Here is a 16,270-nt window from a genome sequence, read left to right as displayed (position 1 = left end):
CGTCTTGCGCATGCCGCCGTCACTGGCAGGCGCTAGCGGTTACTGCGGGCGTTTTCACCCGGCATTTCCGCGCTGTTCAACGCAGCGCGCGATCCACCGCTTCGCTCATCGCGCGCTTGGCGAACAGGAAATCCCACAGGCTGCCGCCCATCTGCCGCCATAGCACCGCCGAGCGGACCGCCGCCAGCAACAGCGCGCGGATCTCCGCCACCACGCCGGCCTGGCCCAGGTAGTGGGGATTACCCTGCACCATGACCTTGGGGCGCAGGTGGCTGATGGTCTGCGCATAGAGCCCGCCCAGCGAGCTCAACACATCCGGATGCGCGCTATCGCCCAGGCTCCGCGCCTGACGCGCCGCTGCATCGATTCCGCTGGAGACCGTGGCCACGGTCGCGTTGTCGCGCACAAAGCGGCGCTCCAGTTGCAGCACCGCCAGCGCCAGCCGCGGCAACACCTCGTCCTGGCCCTGGTTGCGAAAGTAGTTGTGCAGCAGGCGCAGGCCGGGCGCCAGGGCCGCCGCCGAGCCGTACACTGCCTCCGGCGAGGCCGCATCCACCCGAAACACGCTGTCGATGGCGGTGCGCACCGTGGCCGCCTCCGAATGCCCGGTTTCGGCGATCCGCCGCACCTGCTGCAGGGCCTGGGCAACGCCGGCCAACGCCAGCACACGGTGATCCATGGAAACACTCATCAAGCCACACCCTCGGGGGAAGAAGAAGATCCTGCCAATTGACGCTCCAGCGGCGCATCGGTGGCGGCAATGACCGCGCCGCCGAGGCATTGCTCGCCGTCGTACAGCACCAGCGACTGCCCCGGCGTCACCGCCCGCTGCGGCCGCTCGAAGCGTACCTGCACGCTGCCGTCGTCTTGCACCTCCACCATGCACGGCTCGTCCGGCTGCCGGTAGCGTGTTTGCGCGGTGCAACTGAAGCTGCGTGCCGGCGGCGCACCGGCGACCCAATGGGCCAGCTCGGAGTGCAGCCAGCGCGACTGCAGCAGCGGGCTGTCGCGGTCCTGGTCCACGTACAGCACGTTGCTGGCCACATCCTTGCCCACCACGTACCACGGCGCCGCCGCACGGCCGCGCACCCCGCCGATGTTCAGGCCTTCGCGCTGGCCCAGGGTGAAATAGAACACGCCGGGGTGCTCGGCAATGCGCTGGCCCTGCGGGTCGCGGATCTCGCCGGTGCGCGCGGGCAGGTAGCGGCCCAGGAACTCGCGGAAGTCGCGCTCGCCGATGAAGCAGATCCCGGTGGAATCCTTCTTGGCATGGGTCGGCAGGCCGGCGTCCTGGGCGATGCGGCGCAGCGTGCTTTTCTCCAGTTCGCCGATCGGGAACAGGGTGGCGGCCAGCTGGGTTTGCCCCAGCTGGTGCAGGAAGTAGCTCTGGTCCTTGCTCCGGTCGGCACCGCGCAGCAGCCGCCAGCGACCGCCGCTGTAGGCAACCCGGGCGTAATGCCCGGTGGCGATGCGCTCGGCACCCAGCGCCTGCGCCGCCTCCAGGAAATGCTTGAACTTGACCTCGCGGTTGCACAGCACGTCGGGATTGGGAGTGCGCCCGGCGGCGTATTCGGCCAGGAAGTGCTCGAACACGCCACTCCAGTATTCGCCGGAAAAATCGCGGAAGTGGAAGGGGATGCCCAGTACCCCGCAGACCGCGACCGCGTCGCGGCGGTCGTCTTCGGCGCGGCAATCGCCGCTGCCATCGTCGGCCCAGTTCTGCATGAACAGCCCGGCGATCGACTCGCCCTGTCGCGCCAGCTGCCAGGCCGCCACCGACGAATCCACCCCGCCGGACACGCCCACCACGATGCGTGGCGTACTCATGCGACGTGCCGCACCAGCGCCAACGGGTGCCGCTGCCCGGCCAGATAGTCGGCCACCACCTCCCACACCAGCGGGCTGCGCAGGCGCTCGCTGGCGCCACGCAATTCCTCCGGTGTCATCCACAGCGCCCGCACCACGCCGGTATCCAGGCTGCGCTCGGGGCGGTGGGTGAGCGCATCGGCGACGAAGGCAAAACGCAGATAGCACTGGCCGGTCGGCGCCAGCCACTGGTAGGTGCCGATGAAGTGGGTCGGCCGCACGTCCCAGCCTGTCTCTTCCAGGGTTTCGCGCACGGCGGCCTCGAGCAGGCTCTCATCCGGCTCCAGATGCCCGGCCGGCTGGTTCAGCAGCAGGCGGCCGCCGATACGCTCTTCCACCTGCAGCAAGCGTCCGTCGCGCACCACCACGGTGGCCACCGTGACGTCCGGATGCCAGCGCTGTTCCTGCGCGCTCATGGGGAGGCTCCAGTGCGCGGCAGCGCACGGTCCGGTACCGCGGCAGGACGGCAGCCGGAAAGGCGGCGCAGGGCGGGGCGGGGCGTGCAGCGACGCGTGTGGGCGGTGGTCGACGGCGCCAGTGCAGGCGCGGTCAGGGAATCGGTCATCAAGGGCAAGCCATGGAATCAGAGACAAATTGTGCGGGCCGCGGCGCAAATCGTCCAATGCGTGCGGCGATGAACCGTATAATGACCGGATGCCTCGGAAGACCTCCCACGAACACGATCACGGCCTCACGGTCGAAGCCAGCAAGCCTGAGGTGGCGCCACCGCCGCGCTACCAGGTGTTGCTGTTGAACGACGACTACACCCCGATGGACTTCGTGGTGACCGTCCTGCAGCAGTTTTTCAATCTGGACCTGGAGCGCGCCACCCAGGTCATGTTGCACGTCCACACCCGTGGGCGCGGCGTCTGCGGGGTCTACAGCCGCGAAGTCGCCGAGTCCAAGGTCGCGCAGGTCAACGAGTTTTCGCGCATGAACCAGCACCCGCTGCTGTGCACGATGGAACAGAGCTGAGACCGATATCGGATCATTCCAGCAGCGCAACAGTGTGACTGCAATCGCGTGCTAACGCCGTCTGAACATACCTATTCGATAGGGTTGTGGAAAATCCCGACAAAAGCCGCATATTGTTGGCAACAGCCGTTCGGAGTGACCAATGTTCAGCAAAGACCTAGAGCAAACCATCGGCCAGTGCTACAAGCGAGCACGCGAGGCGCGTCATGAGTTCATGACCGTCGAGCACCTGCTGCTCTCGCTGCTGGACAACCCCTCCGCGCAGGCCGTGCTCAAGGCCTGCGGTGCGGATCAACTGCGCCTGCACAACGACCTGGAACAGGCCATCGAGGCCTCGGTGTCGCGTCTGGCCGAAGACGACGGCCGCGACACCCAGCCGACCCTGGGCTTCCAGCGCGTGCTGCAGCGCGCCGTCTACCACGTGCAGTCCTCGGGCAAGAAGGAAGTCACCGGGGCCAACGTGCTGGTGGCCATCTTCGGCGAGAAGGACTCACACGCGGTGTACTTCCTGAACCAGCAGGACATCACCCGGCTGGATATCGTCAACTACCTGTCCCACGGCATCGCCAAGCTGGGCGAAGACGGCGAGCAGCCGTCCGCGTCCGACGGCGAGCCCAAGAGCGAGGGTGGGGAAGGCGAAGGCAAGGGCGACGCCCTGGCCGAGTACGCCACCAACCTCAACGAGCAGGCGCGCAACGGCAAGATCGACCCGCTGGTGGGGCGTGCCGACGAGATCGAGCGCACCATCCAGGTGCTGTGCCGCCGCCGCAAGAACAACCCGCTGTACGTGGGTGAAGCAGGTGTGGGCAAGACCGCGATCGCTGAGGGCCTGGCCAAGCGCATCGTCGACAACGACGTGCCGGAAGTGCTGGCCGACGCAGTGATTTTTTCGCTCGACCTGGGGGCGCTGGTCGCGGGCACCAAGTATCGCGGCGACTTCGAGAAGCGCCTGAAGGGCGTGCTGACCGCGCTGAAGAAGGTGCCGAATGCGGTGCTGTTCATCGACGAGATCCACACCATCATCGGTGCCGGTTCGGCATCCGGCGGCACCATGGACGCCTCCAACCTGATCAAGCCGGCGCTGGCCTCGGGCGAGCTGCGCTGCATCGGCTCGACCACCTTCCAGGAATACCGCGGCATCTTCGAGAAAGACCGCGCCCTGGCGCGTCGTTTCCAGAAGATCGACATTGTCGAGCCGACCGTCGGCGAGACCTTCGAGATCCTGCAGGGCCTCAAGCCCAAGTACGAGGCGCATCACGGCGTGACCTACGCCGACGATGCCTTGCAGGCGGCGGTGGACCTGTCGGTCAAGCACATCGGCGACCGGCTGCTGCCGGACAAGGCGATCGATGTGATCGACGAAGCCGGTGCGCGCCAGCGCCTGCTGCCGGAAGGCAAGCGCAAGGAGCTGATCGACATCGAGGAAATCGAGACCATCGTCGCCAAGATGGCGCGGATCCCGGCCAAGCAGGTCAGTGCGACCGATAAGGACGTGCTGCAGCACCTGGAGCGCAACCTGAAGATGGTGATCTTCGGGCAGAACCCGGCGATCGAAACGCTGGCCGGCTCCATCAAGCTGGCACGCTCGGGGCTGGCCAATCCGGAAAAGCCGATCGGCAACTTCCTGTTCGCCGGCCCGACCGGCGTCGGCAAGACCGAGGTCACCAAGCAGCTCGCGCTGCAGCTGGGGATCGAACTGGTGCGCTTCGACATGTCCGAGTACATGGAAGCCCATTCGATCAGCCGGCTGATCGGTGCGCCTCCGGGCTATGTCGGCTTCGACCAGGGTGGCCTGCTGACCGAGAAGATCGTCAAGACGCCGCACTGCGTGCTGCTGCTGGACGAGGTGGAGAAGGCGCACCCGGACATCTTCAACATCCTGTTGCAGGTCATGGACCGCGGCATCCTTACCGACACCAACGGGCGCGAGGCCAACTTCAAGAACGTGATCCTGGTGATGACCACCAATGCCGGTGCCACCCAGGCATCGCGGCGGTCGATCGGTTTCACCAAGCAGGATCACTCCACCGATGCGATGGAGTCGATTCGCCGCGGGTTCACGCCGGAGTTCCGCAATCGTCTGGATGCCATCGTGCAGTTCCAGCCGCTGGGCTTCGATCACATCTTGCGCGTGGTGGACAAGTTCATCATCGAGCTGGAAATGTTGTTGCAGGAAAAGCATGTCTCGCTGTCGGCCACCCCGACCGCGCGCGACTGGCTGGCCCAGCACGGCTTCGACCCGCTGATGGGCGCACGCCCGATGTCGCGCGTGATCCAGGAGAAGATCAAGCGCCCACTGGCCGACGAGCTGCTGTTCGGCAAGCTGGTGGAGGGCGGTCGCGTCAACATCGATGTGAAGGATGGCGAGCTGGTGGTGGAGGCGCATCCGGAGCCGGAGCGCTTGTTGCCTGCCACGGTCGACTGATCGCAGTCCTGCCCCAACAAAAAGCCGCTCTTGCGAGCGGCTTTTTTGTGTCTGCTGATCTGTGACAAGACACCAGCCGCCCAGAACCGGGAGGCCGCTCTGATTTGAAACGCACGCAGATGTGGTACGGCCGGCTTGAACGCGCGGCGACCTTGATGTCGGCAGATGTCGGCGGGTGCCGGGAGCGCCATGTCGCTGGCGTCGCAGCGACTTGCCGGTATGCGAACCCGCCCACAGCCAGTTCGAGCCTCGCGTGGAGCTGCACAGGACATTGCCGCCCACCGGCGTGCCGCCACTCATGCGCCGACCGGCAAACCCTCAAGTCCTATGGCGAGTGCCAGATTCCAAATCGCAGGCACGACAAAAAGCGGCCATGGGCCGCCTCGCGTCTCAGCACCAAAACCGCTTACTTCATGCGGTAGGTAATACGGCCCTTGGTAAGGTCGTACGGCGTCATCTCGACCTTGACACGGTCGCCGGTCAGGATGCGGATGTAGTTCTTGCGCATGCGGCCGGAGATGTGGGCGATGATCTCGTGCCCGTTTTCCAGCTTGACCCGGAACGTGGTGTTGGGGAGCGTCTCGCTGACGCTGCCTTCGAATTCAATGGAGTCGTCTTTCGACATGTAATCCTGTGCAATCACGGCTGGCCCGGCAGGGCCGTAAGGGACGGCATTTTACGCCCCATCTCCCCGTGGTGCAAATTTTATGTTAAGCGAACCTCACAGAGTTCGCGCGCCAGACGTTCGCCGTAGCGCGCAGACCAACTGCCTGCCGGCTCCGGCTGCGCCACCTGATGCTGCACGTACCGCAGAAACTCGGTACGCGGCAGGCGTTGTGCTCCCAGGCTCAGCAGGTGGGGGTTTTCCACCTGCGCATCGAGTAGCGGCCATCCACGGGCATGCAGGTCGGCGGCCAGGGCGGCCAGGGCCACCTTGGAGCCGCCGCTGCGCGCACTGAACATGCTTTCGCCGAAGAACATCTGGCCGATCACCACGCCGTAGATGCCTCCCACCAGATGTGCGCCGTCGAAGACTTCCAGCGAATGCGCATGGCCAAGCTGGTGCAACCGGATGTACGCCTGCTGCATGGGGCGGGTGATCCATGTGCCGTCCTGGCCGGCGCGCGGGATGGCGGCGCAGGCTGCGATGACGTGCTCGAACGCCGTATCGGCGCGCACAGTCCAGGTGCTGGTGCGCAGTTGGCGCCTGAAGCGCGAGGACAGGCGCACGCCATCGGTGCGGAACACCATGCGCGGGTCCGGGCTCCACCACAGCAGCGGCTGGCCATCGGAAAACCAGGGGAACACGCCATGCGCATAGGCATTGAGCAGGCGCGGCACCGACAGGTCGCCGCCGATCGCCAGCAGGCCGTCCGGCTCGCGCAATGCCTGCTCGGCAGGCGGAAACGGCGCCCCCGGATCGGCGGAAAGCAAAAAGGGAAGGGCACGCGACATCCGGCGAGTGTAGGGCCTGGCGCGAAGATCGTAGTGGCGGTCTCGCTCAGCGGCGAGTGGCCGGATCGCCCAATGGATGGTCGTTGCGATCGTGTCGTGTCGCAACGCTGCAAGCAAGTGGCTCGGTCTCGGTCCCGCCGCCCGGCTCGCTGCCGCTCCGTGTGCCTGCCGGTAGCGCTACGACACGAGGCTTCGCTTGGCGCCGTTGGGTCGGGCGATATCGCCATGCCGGCTCAATCGCGGAACGGGCTGTGCTCGGCCAGTTCGAGGGCATGCTGGGCAACCGCCGCGCGCTCATCGGCGCACCATTGCGCCAGCGGCTCGCGAAAGCCGGGGTCGGCGATCCAGTGGCGGCTGCGCACCAGCGTCGGCAGGAAGCCGCGCGCGATCTTGTGCTGGCCCTGCGCACCGGGCTCGAAGCGGGCCAGGCCTTCGCGCAGGCAATACTCCAGACCCTGGTAGTAGCAGGTTTCGAAGTGCAGGCCGGGCAGGGCCTCGCCGCCCCAATAGCGTCCGTACAAGGTGTCGTGGCCGCGCAGGCACAGCGCGCCGGCGATAGGGCGGCCGTCGAGGTCGGCCAGGAACATCACCAGCTGGCGCGGCATGGCCGTTGCCAGGTGCTGCAGGAACTGCGGCGTGAGCGCGGGCGAGTTGCCGTACTCGTTGAAGGTCTTCAGATAGAAGCCGTACATCGCGGCTAGGTCGTCCTGGCTGGCCTCGTTGCCATGCACCACGCGCATACGGATGCCGGCGCGCTGCACCTTGGCCCGCTCCTGGCGGATGTTCTTGCGCCGCTTGTGGTCCATGGCGCCGAGGAAGGCCTCGAAGTCGGCCCAGCCGGCGCTGTTGTGCCAGTGGTACTGCAGGTCGTTGCGTTCCAGCCAGTCGCCATCGAAGGCGGTGTCTTCGTCTGCGCGGTGGAAATTCACATGCGCCGACGACAGGCCGCTGCGCTCGACCAGCTCGCGCATCGCCGCCAGTAGCTGCGGTCGCCACTTGGGCGCGCCCAGCAGGCGTGGCCCGGTTACTGGCGAGTAGGGCACCCCGCACAGCCACTTGGGGAAATACGCCTGCCCGTAACGCGCATACGCATGCGCCCAGGCGTGGTCGAACACGAACTCGCCGTGCGAATTGTTCTTCAGGTAGCCCGGCGCGGCGGCGACCAGTGTGTCGCCCTCCCACAGGGTCAGATGCAGCGCGTTCCAGCCCCAGTCCGGGCGCAGGCAGCCTTCGCGCTCCAGTCCCTCCAGAAACGCGTAGCCGATGAAGGGATGCGTGCCATCGTGCAAGGCATCCCATGCGCCAGCCGGCACTTCGTCCAGCCGGCGGCACCAGCGGGCGGTGACGCTCACCCGCACTGCCCGCAGGGCCGGCCGGTCGCAGGGCGCGGCCGGCGCTCGATGGTCACCTCAGACGCCCTTGTCGAGATAACGCTCGGCATCCAGTGCCGCCATGCAGCCGAAGCCGGCCGAGGTGATCGCCTGGCGGTAGTGCTGGTCGGCCACGTCGCCGGCGGCGAACACGCCGGCCACCGAGGTTTCGGTCGCTGCGCCGTTGAGGCCGGAGCGGATCTCCAGGTAGCCGTTGTTCATCGCCAGCTGGCCATCGAACAGCTGGGTGTTGGGGTGGTGGCCGATGGCCACGAAGAAACCGTGCGCAGCGATGTCGCGGGTGCTGCCGTCGATGGTGGACTTGACCCGTACGCCGGTCACGCCGGCATCGTTGCCCAGCACTTCGTCCACTGCGTGGTGCCAGACGGTTTCGATCTTGCCGGCGGCGACCTTGGCGAACAGCTTGTCCTGCATGATCTTTTCGGCGCGCAGGGTGTCGCGGCGATGCACCAGGTAGACCTTGCGGGCGATATTGGACAGATACAGCGCTTCCTCGACCGCGGTATTGCCGCCGCCGACAACCACCACGTCCTGGTCCTTGTAGAAGAATCCGTCGCAGGTGGCGCAGGCGGAGACGCCGCGCCCCTTGAAGGCCTCCTCGGTGGGAATGCCCAGGTACTTGGCGGTGGCACCAGTGGCGATGATCAGCGCGTCGCAGGTGTATTCGGCGCTGTCGCCGACCAGCCGGAACGGGCGCTGCGACAGGTCGGCGGTGTGGATGTGGTCGAAGATGACCTCGGTGTCGAAGCGCTCGGCGTGCGCCTGCATGCGGGTCATCAGGTCCGGGCCCATCAGGCCATGGGGGTCGCCCGGCCAGTTGTCCACCTCGGTGGTGGTCATCAGCTGGCCGCCCTGCTGCAGGCCGGTGATGACCACCGGCTTGAGGTTGGCGCGGGCGGCGTACACCGCGGCGGTCCAGCCGGCCGGGCCGGAGCCCAGGATCAGCAGGCGGGAATGCTTGGCGGGACTGGCAGAAGAGGCGCTCATGTATACTCGCGATCTAGGAATTGATGGGGTTGGCGCAGGTCGATCGCGCCCCCGTGGCGGCATAGAGTGGCGGTCCCCACCCGGTGAATCAAGGCGGCGCGATGGAACTGCTTGAACCGCAGATGGCATGGTTGCCCCACGTTGCGTGTCCGACGCCGCCTTGTGCGGCGTTTTTCGTTGACTTCCGCACGGCCCGGCAAGCGTCGGGTCGCTCGACTGCTGTAACCGCGGCCTCAGTCGTTTATTATCAACCACTAACAGCATTTTTCTAAGGTCTGGCTACAGGTGGCAAAGCAGGTTCCCGAACGCAGCAAGCCCGCAGAGGGCAAAGCGTCGTCGCGCAAGACGGCGGTGGCGGACACTCCGCGCCGACAGAAGCTGTGGCGCGATCTGGCCTTGATCGCAGTGGCGCCGTTGCTGCTGTATCTGCTGGCCAGCCTGTTCACCTATTCGGCCACCGATCCCGGCTGGTCGCGCACGGGCAACCTGGTCGCGCCGATCCACAACATGGGCGGCCGGTTCGGCGCCATGGCCGCGGATGTGTTGCTGCAGTTGTTCGGTTACGTGGCCTTCCTGCTGCCGGTGATCCTGGGCGCGGTGGCCTGGATCGCGCTGATCGGCGAGCGCGAGGAGCAGAGCCAGAGCGATCTCGGGCCGGCGCTGCGGCTGGTGGGCATGGTGGGCTTTCTGATCTCTTCGACCGGGTTCCTGCATCTGCGCCTGTTCCAGGGCGAGGTGGCCGAGGCCGGCGGCATTCTCGGCAAGCTGGTCAGCGGCTCGCTCAGCTCCGGCTTTGGCGCCCTGGGCGCCAACCTGTTCGTGGTGGTGCTGCTGCTGGTGTCGATCACGCTGGCCACCGGCCTGTCGTGGTTCGCGGTGATGGAGCGCATCGGCAAGTGGGTGCTGGCGCTGGGGCCGCTGATGCAGCGCAAGACCCACCAGGCCAGCGAGTGGCAGCAGACCCGGGTGATGCGCGAGGAGCGCGAGGAAGTGCGCAAGGTCGATGCGGTCAAGCAGGCCAAGCGCGAGCCGGTCAAGATCGAGCCGCCACCGGCACCGGTGGTGGAGAAGAGCGAGCGCGCCAAGCGCGACACCCAGATCCCGATGTTCCAGGGGGTGAGCACCGATGGCTCGGACCTGCCGCCGCTGGCGCTGCTGGACGACCCCAAGCCGCAGGCCAAGGGCTATTCGGAAGAGACCCTGGAAACCCTGTCGCGGCAGATCGAATTCAAGCTCAAGGATTTCCGCATCGAGGCGCAGGTGGTCGGGGCCTACCCGGGTCCGGTGATCACCCGTTTCGAAATCGAACCGGCGCCGGGCATCAAGGTCAGCCAGATCAGTTCGCTGGACAAGGACATCGCACGCGGGCTGTCGGTGAAGTCGGTGCGCGTGGTGGACGTGATTCCGGGCAAGTCGGTGATCGGCCTGGAAATCCCCAACGTCAGCCGCGAGATGATCTTCCTGTCCGAACTGCTGCGCTCCAAGGAATACGACAAGTCGGCCAGCCCGCTGACGCTGGCCCTGGGCAAGGACATCGCCGGCCGCCCGACCGTGGCCGACCTGGCGCGCATGCCGCACTTGCTGGTTGCCGGTACCACCGGCTCGGGCAAGTCGGTGGCGGTCAATGCGATGGTGCTGAGCCTGTTGTTCAAGGCCTCGCACAAGGAACTGCGGATGCTGATGATCGACCCGAAGATGCTCGAGCTGAGCGTCTACCAGGGCATCCCGCACCTGCTGGCGCCGGTGGTCACCGACATGAAGGAGGCCGCCAATGGCCTGCGCTGGTGCGTGGCCGAGATGGAGCGCCGCTACAAGCTGATGAGTGCGGTGGGCGTGCGCAACCTGGCCGGCTTCAACAAGAAGGTCAAGGACGCCATCGACGCCGGCCAGCCGCTGATGGATCCGCTGTTCAAGCCGAACCCGGAACTGGGCGAGGCGCCGCGGCCGCTGGAGACGCTGCCGTTCATCGTGATCTTCATCGACGAATTCGCCGACATGATGATGATCGTCGGCAAGAAGGTCGAAGAACTCATCGCGCGCCTGGCGCAGAAGGCGCGTGCGGCCGGTATCCATCTGATCCTGGCCACGCAGCGGCCGTCGGTGGACGTGATCACCGGCCTGATCAAGGCCAATATCCCGACCCGCGTGGCGTTCCAGGTCAGCTCCAAGATCGACTCGCGCACCATCCTGGACCAGTCTGGCGCCGAGGCGCTGCTGGGCAACGGCGACATGCTGTACCTGCCGCCGGGCACCGCGCTGCCGGACCGCGTGCATGGCGCCTTCGTCAGCGATGAGGAAGTGCATCGGGTGGTCGAGCACCTCAAGGCCAGCGGACCGGTGTCCTATGTCGAAGGCGTGCTGGACGAAGTGCAGACCATGGGCGACGGCACCGTGGTCGGCGCCACCGGCTTGCCCGAAAGCAGTGGCGGTGGCGGCGACGAATCCGACCCGCTGTACGACGAAGCGCTGCGCATCGTCACAGAGACCCGGCGCGCCTCGATCTCCGGCGTGCAGCGGCGGTTGAAGATCGGCTACAACCGCGCCGCGCGCCTGATCGAGGCGATGGAAGCGGCTGGCGTGGTCAGCCCGCCCGAGCACAACGGCGACCGCAGCGTGCTGGCACCGCCGCCGCCGAAGTAGCGCGGCGGTCACCGCCGTCCTGCGCGGCGCCGGGGCGGCATCGCGGGGCGAACCTGGCGGGAGTACCTGCTGCAGGCCTCAGTCGGATGGCGTGTAGTGGGTGCTGGAGCACTGCAGCGCGTCGTCCGGCGTCAGGTGCCGCAAGCACGCCCACCGCCGCGTTGTCGGCAGGGGCATGCGCAGCGATGCGGCAGAGTTGGAAGTCCATGCCTGTCATTGCCGGGCACAACGGCTACCCTGTGCAGTACGCGCCACCTTGGCCTGTCGTGATCGAGACCCATGCTGCATTGTCCCTTGTTGTTGCTCGTGCTGTTGTTCTGCGCGCCGCTGCTGGCCCAGGCCCAGGCCCAGCAGCAGGCCGCTCCTGCCCCGGCGGCCGTTCGCGCCCAGGCAGACACCAACTACAGCTTCGTGCGCTATCGCGCCGACTACGAGGTGCGCGCCGACGCCAGCAGCGTGGAGACAGACGAATACGAGATCCTGCTCAAGACCAAGTCGGCGGTGGAGCAGTTCAGCCAGGTGCGCCTGAGCTATAGCGAGAAGATGGAAACGCTCGAGGTGCTTCAGGCCTATACCGTCACCGCCGAGGGCCTGCGCCAGGATGTGGCCAGCGACAAGATCTATACCCAGGAAAGCTACTCCAGCGCCTCGGCGGCGATGTACGCCGACCGCAAGGTCAAGGTGGTGGTGTTCCCGAACCTGGCCCCGGGCGCACGCATCGTCTACCGGGTACGGCGGGCGCAGAACACCCCGTATTTCCCCGGATATTTCAGCCTGTGGGAGACCTTCAGCGTGTTTGCGCAGTACGACGATGCGGTGGTCACGCTGGTGGCGCCGAAGTCGTTGCCGATGCATCTGTCGGTGCGTGGGCTGCAGGGCGGCACCAAGCCGGTGGTGCGCGGCGATCAGGCGCGCTGGGAATGGCGGTATCAACGTACCGCGCCGATGAAGAACCAGAACTGGAGCGCGGCGAGCTGGGAGTTCAGCCCCACCTTGATGGCCAGCACCTTCGATAGCTGGTCGCAAATGGGCCTGGCGTATCACGTCAAGGGCGGGCGGGCGGCGGCGGTCACCCCGGCGATCCAGGCGTTGGCCGACCAGATCACCCAGGGCATCGGCGAGCCGCGTGCGCAGGCGGCGGCCCTGTACGCATGGGTGGCACGCAATATCCGCTACGTGGCGGTGTACCTGGGCAATGGCGGGCTGGAGCCCAACAGCGCCGACAGCATCCTGGCCAACCATTACGGCGACTGCAAGGACCACACGGTGATCCTGGAAGCGCTGCTGGCGGCCAAGGGCATCGCCAGCACGCCGGTGCTCATCGGTGCCGAGGGCGGGCCGACCTTGCCGGCGATCCCGGTGCTGGGGCGTTTCAATCACGCCATCACCTATATTCCGGCCTTCGATCTGTACGTCGATTCCACCAACCCGTATGCGCGCTTCGGGCAACTGCCGGCCGGCGATCTGGGCGCGCCGGTGGTGCATACGCGCGACGGCAAGGTCACTCACACGCCGCCGAACGACCGCAAGGTCAATCGCTACGTCGCGCGGACCGAATATCGCTTCACCCCGCAAGGCGGCCTGCAGGGGCTGACCACGCTCGATAGCGGGCAGACCGGCGAAGTGGGGTTGCGCGCGATGTTCGTGCAGCTCAATGCGCAGAACCGCAACCGCATCGAGGAATCGATCATTGCCCAGTCCGGCTTCGTGGGCACCGGCGATCTGCTGATCCAGGGCGATCCGCTGGACCTGGATACGCCGTTCAATTATCGCTATGCCTTCCAGGCCAGCGATGCGGTGGATTTTTCGGTGGTCGGCGGCATGACCTTGCCGGACATGCCTGGCGCCGAATCCACGCGCGCGGTCTATACGACCACCTCGGCCGAAGACAATCTGACCCCGTTCTACTGCAACGACAGCGTGCGCGAGGAAACCTATGTGGTGACCTTGCCCGATACCGTACCCATCATCGCCATCCCGCGCAGCAGCCAGTTCCGCAATGCCGCCGGCGAGTACGCGGTGGAGTGGACGCGGCAGGGGCAGACCGTCACCGCCGTGCACCGGCTGCAGCGCGCTGCCGTACGTGGTCCGCTGGCCCTGTGCCAGCCGCAGGACTACCGCGCGTTTCGCGAGCTCTACCAGCAGGTGCGTCGTGGCTTCCGGGGCCAGATCGTCTACGGCGACCTGGCCAGGGTGCAGACGGCGCAATGAGCACACGGCACCTGCACACGCCTCAGATGAACGCGACAGCGCGATAGCGCTCGCCCATTCATCTATGAAGCTTCAGAATTGACCCAGTCCTTTCTGGAAGACCGCGATGCATCGCCAACTCCGTTATGCCGTCCTTGCCACCGCCCTGTTCGCCAGTACCGCTTTCGCCGGTGCGCGCCAGGAGCTGGACAGCTTCACCCGTGGCCTGAAGGGCCTGGACGGGCAGTTCAGCCAGCAGGTCAGCGATGCCAATGGCCGGGTCAAGGAACGCTCCAGCGGGCGGGTGGCGTTGTCGGCGCCACGCCAGTTTCGCTGGGAGTACGCCAAGCCCTACAAGCAGCTGATCGTGGCCGACGGCAAGAAGGTCTGGGTGTTCGATCCGGACCTGGAGCAGGTGACCGTGCGCGCGCAGGGCAGCGAAGAGCAGAACAGCCCGCTGGTTGCGTTGATCGATCCGGCGCGCTTGGACAAGCAGTACGACGTCAGCGAAGAGGCCGCGCCACGCGACGGCTTGCAGTGGTTGTCGTTGACGCCCAAGGTCGATACCGAGGCGAGCTTCCAGATGGCCTCGCTGGGATTCGGCAAGGACGGCCTGGCGAAGATGGAGGTGGTGGACGCGGTGGGGCAGCGTACCGCGATCAGTTTCAGCGGCTGGAAGCGCAATCCTGCCTTCGCCGCCGACACCTTCCGCTACACGCCGGCCAAGGGCGTGGATGTGGTGGGCGACGCGCAATAGGCCGTCGCTTGCAGCAAGCAAGCAGCCAGTGGCCTTCTTCGCAGAGGGTCGCTGACGACGCGATACAATGCCGCGTGGCACGAACCAAGCTCCCCATCGCTCCCGAAGCCGATCTGCTCAGCGCCGATGCCGATCACCTGCGCCCGCTGGCCGAGCGCATGCGTCCGCGCACGCTGGACGAGATGGTGGGGCAGAAGCGCCTGCTGACGCCCGACAGTGCGCTGCGTCGCGCGGTGGAGTCCGGCCGCGTGCATTCGATGATCCTGTGGGGCCCGCCCGGGTGCGGCAAGACCACCCTGGCACTGCTGCTCGCGAAGTATGCCGATGCCGAATTCAAGGCGATTTCCGCAGTGCTGTCCGGATTGCCCGATGTGCGCCAGGTGCTGGCCGAAGCGGCGCAGCGTTTTGCCGGCGGCCGGCGCACGGTGTTGTTCGTCGATGAGGTGCATCGCTTCAACAAGGCGCAGCAGGATGCCTTCCTCCCGCATATCGAGCGCGGCACCATCCTGTTCGTCGGCGCGACCACCGAGAATCCCTCGTTCGAGTTGAATTCCGCGTTGCTGTCGCGTTGTCGCGTGCACGTGCTGGAATCGGTGTCGCCGCAGGACATCGTCGAGGCGCTGCAGCGCGCCCTGCACGATCCCGTGCGCGGATTGGGGCAGGAAAGCATCCGGGTCGCGGAGGCGTCCTTGCTGGAGATCGCCGGTGCTGCCGACGGCGACGTGCGTCGCGCGTTGACGCTGCTGGAGATCGCCGCCGAGCTGGCCGCGGGCGAGGGTGGGGAGATCACGCCGCAGACCCTGCTGCAGGTACTGGCCGACCGCACCCGCCGTTTCGACAAGAACGGCGAGCAGTTCTACGACCAGATCTCGGCCCTGCACAAGTCCGTGCGCAGCTCCAACCCGGATGCGGCGCTGTACTGGCTCACCCGCATGCTCGACGGCGGCTGCGATCCGGCTTATCTGGCGCGGCGGCTGACCCGCATGGCGATCGAGGATATTGGCCTGGCCGATCCGCGCGCGCAAAGCATGGCGCTGGAAGCCTGGGACATCTACGAGCGTCTGGGCAGTCCGGAAGGCGAGCTGGCCTTTGCGCAACTGGTGCTGTACCTGGCCAGCACCGCCAAGTCGAACGCCGGCTATGCCGCCTTCAACCAGGCCAAGGCCGACGTGCGCGCTACCGGTACCCAGGAAGTTCCGCTGCACTTGCGCAACGCGCCGACCAAGCTGATGAAGACACTCGGCTACGGCCAGGATTACCAGTACGACCATGACGCCGAAGGCGGCATCGCGCTGGACCAGACCGGCTTTCCGGACGCGATGGGCGAGCAGGTCTATTACAACCCGGTGCCGCGCGGTCTGGAGATCAAGCTCAAGGAAAAGCTCGACCGCTTGCGCGCTGCGCGCGAGCAGGCGCGGGCTGACAAGGCGCGCAAGCCCACCGCATAATCGCTGGGGCAAAGGTGGGCTTGCTTCTTTGGCCGCGCGCACGCACTACGCAGCTGATGCCTGTCACTGCCACGCCGTGGCGGCAGTTCTATGCCCCAGCTGCGTTTTTCTACCGAGGATGACGATGCCGATGCTG

At 66.4% G+C, this 16,270-nt stretch carries 13 protein-coding genes; 6 read left to right on the top strand and 7 right to left on the bottom strand.

Translation table 11 applies throughout. From position 1 onward, the window contains the following. Nucleotides 1–76 precede the first annotated feature (76 nt). The 3 genes from hflD to ACCQ05_RS11275 are packed head-to-tail and all read right to left on the bottom strand — an operon-like array spanning nucleotide 77 to nucleotide 2,282. Nucleotides 77–691, bottom strand: a complete 615-nt coding sequence (hflD, locus tag ACCQ05_RS11285; RefSeq protein WP_104541117.1) for a high frequency lysogenization protein HflD — start codon at nucleotides 689–691, stop codon at nucleotides 77–79. Further along, nucleotides 691–1,827, bottom strand: a complete 1,137-nt coding sequence (mnmA, locus tag ACCQ05_RS11280) for a tRNA 2-thiouridine(34) synthase MnmA (protein WP_228963656.1) — start codon at nucleotides 1,825–1,827, stop codon at nucleotides 691–693. Before mnmA ends, hflD begins: the two co-directional genes overlap by 1 nt. Next, nucleotides 1,824–2,282, bottom strand: coding sequence for an NUDIX hydrolase (locus tag ACCQ05_RS11275; protein ID WP_372390299.1), 459 nt, complete (start codon nucleotides 2,280–2,282; stop codon nucleotides 1,824–1,826). Before ACCQ05_RS11275 ends, mnmA begins: the two co-directional genes overlap by 4 nt. A gap of 238 nt (nucleotides 2,283–2,520) precedes the next feature. Here ACCQ05_RS11275 and clpS point away from each other — a divergent pair, with 238 nt between their 5' ends. Both clpS and clpA read left to right on the top strand, forming a co-directional pair. Next, the gene (gene clpS, locus ACCQ05_RS11270; protein WP_029219836.1) at nucleotides 2,521–2,841 is read left to right on the top strand and encodes an ATP-dependent Clp protease adapter ClpS; all 321 of its coding nucleotides are present in this window, start codon (nucleotides 2,521–2,523) and stop codon (nucleotides 2,839–2,841) included. Nucleotides 2,842–2,983: 142 nt separating this feature from the next. Next, nucleotides 2,984–5,266 carry an ATP-dependent Clp protease ATP-binding subunit ClpA gene (gene clpA / locus ACCQ05_RS11265; RefSeq protein ID WP_104541120.1) on the top strand — a complete coding sequence of 761 codons (2,283 nt, stop codon included), beginning with the start codon at nucleotides 2,984–2,986 and terminating at the stop codon, nucleotides 5,264–5,266. A gap of 406 nt (nucleotides 5,267–5,672) precedes the next feature. Here clpA and infA read toward each other — a convergent pair whose 3' ends face one another. The 4 genes from infA to trxB form a co-directional block, all read right to left on the bottom strand. After that, a complete protein-coding gene (gene infA, locus ACCQ05_RS11260; RefSeq protein ID WP_002813418.1) occupies nucleotides 5,673–5,891 on the bottom strand; it encodes a translation initiation factor IF-1 in 219 nt (72 codons plus the stop codon). Between the two features lie 80 nt (nucleotides 5,892–5,971). After that, entirely contained in the window at nucleotides 5,972–6,721 is a 750-nt protein-coding gene (aat, locus tag ACCQ05_RS11255; protein ID WP_228963652.1) for a leucyl/phenylalanyl-tRNA--protein transferase, read from the bottom strand. Between the two features lie 233 nt (nucleotides 6,722–6,954). Then, nucleotides 6,955–8,073: a GNAT family N-acetyltransferase gene (locus ACCQ05_RS11250; protein ID WP_372390297.1), complete on the bottom strand. Its 1,119-nt coding sequence runs from the start codon at nucleotides 8,071–8,073 to the stop codon at nucleotides 6,955–6,957. 57 nt (nucleotides 8,074–8,130) lie between these two features. Beyond that, nucleotides 8,131–9,099, bottom strand: coding sequence for a thioredoxin-disulfide reductase (trxB, locus tag ACCQ05_RS11245; RefSeq protein WP_228963649.1), 969 nt, complete (start codon nucleotides 9,097–9,099; stop codon nucleotides 8,131–8,133). A 285-nt stretch (nucleotides 9,100–9,384) separates the two neighbouring features. Between trxB and ACCQ05_RS11240 the strand changes: the two genes are divergently transcribed. The 4 genes from ACCQ05_RS11240 to ACCQ05_RS11225 all read left to right on the top strand — a co-directional run bounded on the left by ACCQ05_RS11240 (nucleotide 9,385) and on the right by ACCQ05_RS11225 (nucleotide 16,134). Then, nucleotides 9,385–11,739: a DNA translocase FtsK gene (locus tag ACCQ05_RS11240; protein ID WP_228963648.1), complete on the top strand. Its 2,355-nt coding sequence runs from the start codon at nucleotides 9,385–9,387 to the stop codon at nucleotides 11,737–11,739. Between the two features lie 279 nt (nucleotides 11,740–12,018). Beyond that, nucleotides 12,019–13,950, top strand: a complete 1,932-nt coding sequence (locus ACCQ05_RS11235) for a DUF3857 domain-containing transglutaminase family protein (RefSeq protein ID WP_228963647.1) — start codon at nucleotides 12,019–12,021, stop codon at nucleotides 13,948–13,950. Nucleotides 13,951–14,056: 106 nt separating this feature from the next. Further along, the gene (gene lolA / locus ACCQ05_RS11230) at nucleotides 14,057–14,686 is read left to right on the top strand and encodes an outer membrane lipoprotein periplasmic chaperone LolA (RefSeq protein ID WP_104541126.1); all 630 of its coding nucleotides are present in this window, start codon (nucleotides 14,057–14,059) and stop codon (nucleotides 14,684–14,686) included. Between the two features lie 158 nt (nucleotides 14,687–14,844). Beyond that, complete coding sequence (locus tag ACCQ05_RS11225; RefSeq protein WP_372394046.1) at nucleotides 14,845–16,134, top strand: replication-associated recombination protein A; 1,290 nt, start codon at nucleotides 14,845–14,847, stop codon at nucleotides 16,132–16,134. Nucleotides 16,135–16,270: the final 136 nt, after the last annotated feature.

Source organism: Xanthomonas sp. NCPPB 3582 (assembly GCF_041475735.2).
Lineage (GTDB): Bacteria > Pseudomonadota > Gammaproteobacteria > Xanthomonadales > Xanthomonadaceae > Xanthomonas > Xanthomonas codiaei.
This window is presented reverse-complemented; position numbering and strand designations above follow the sequence as displayed.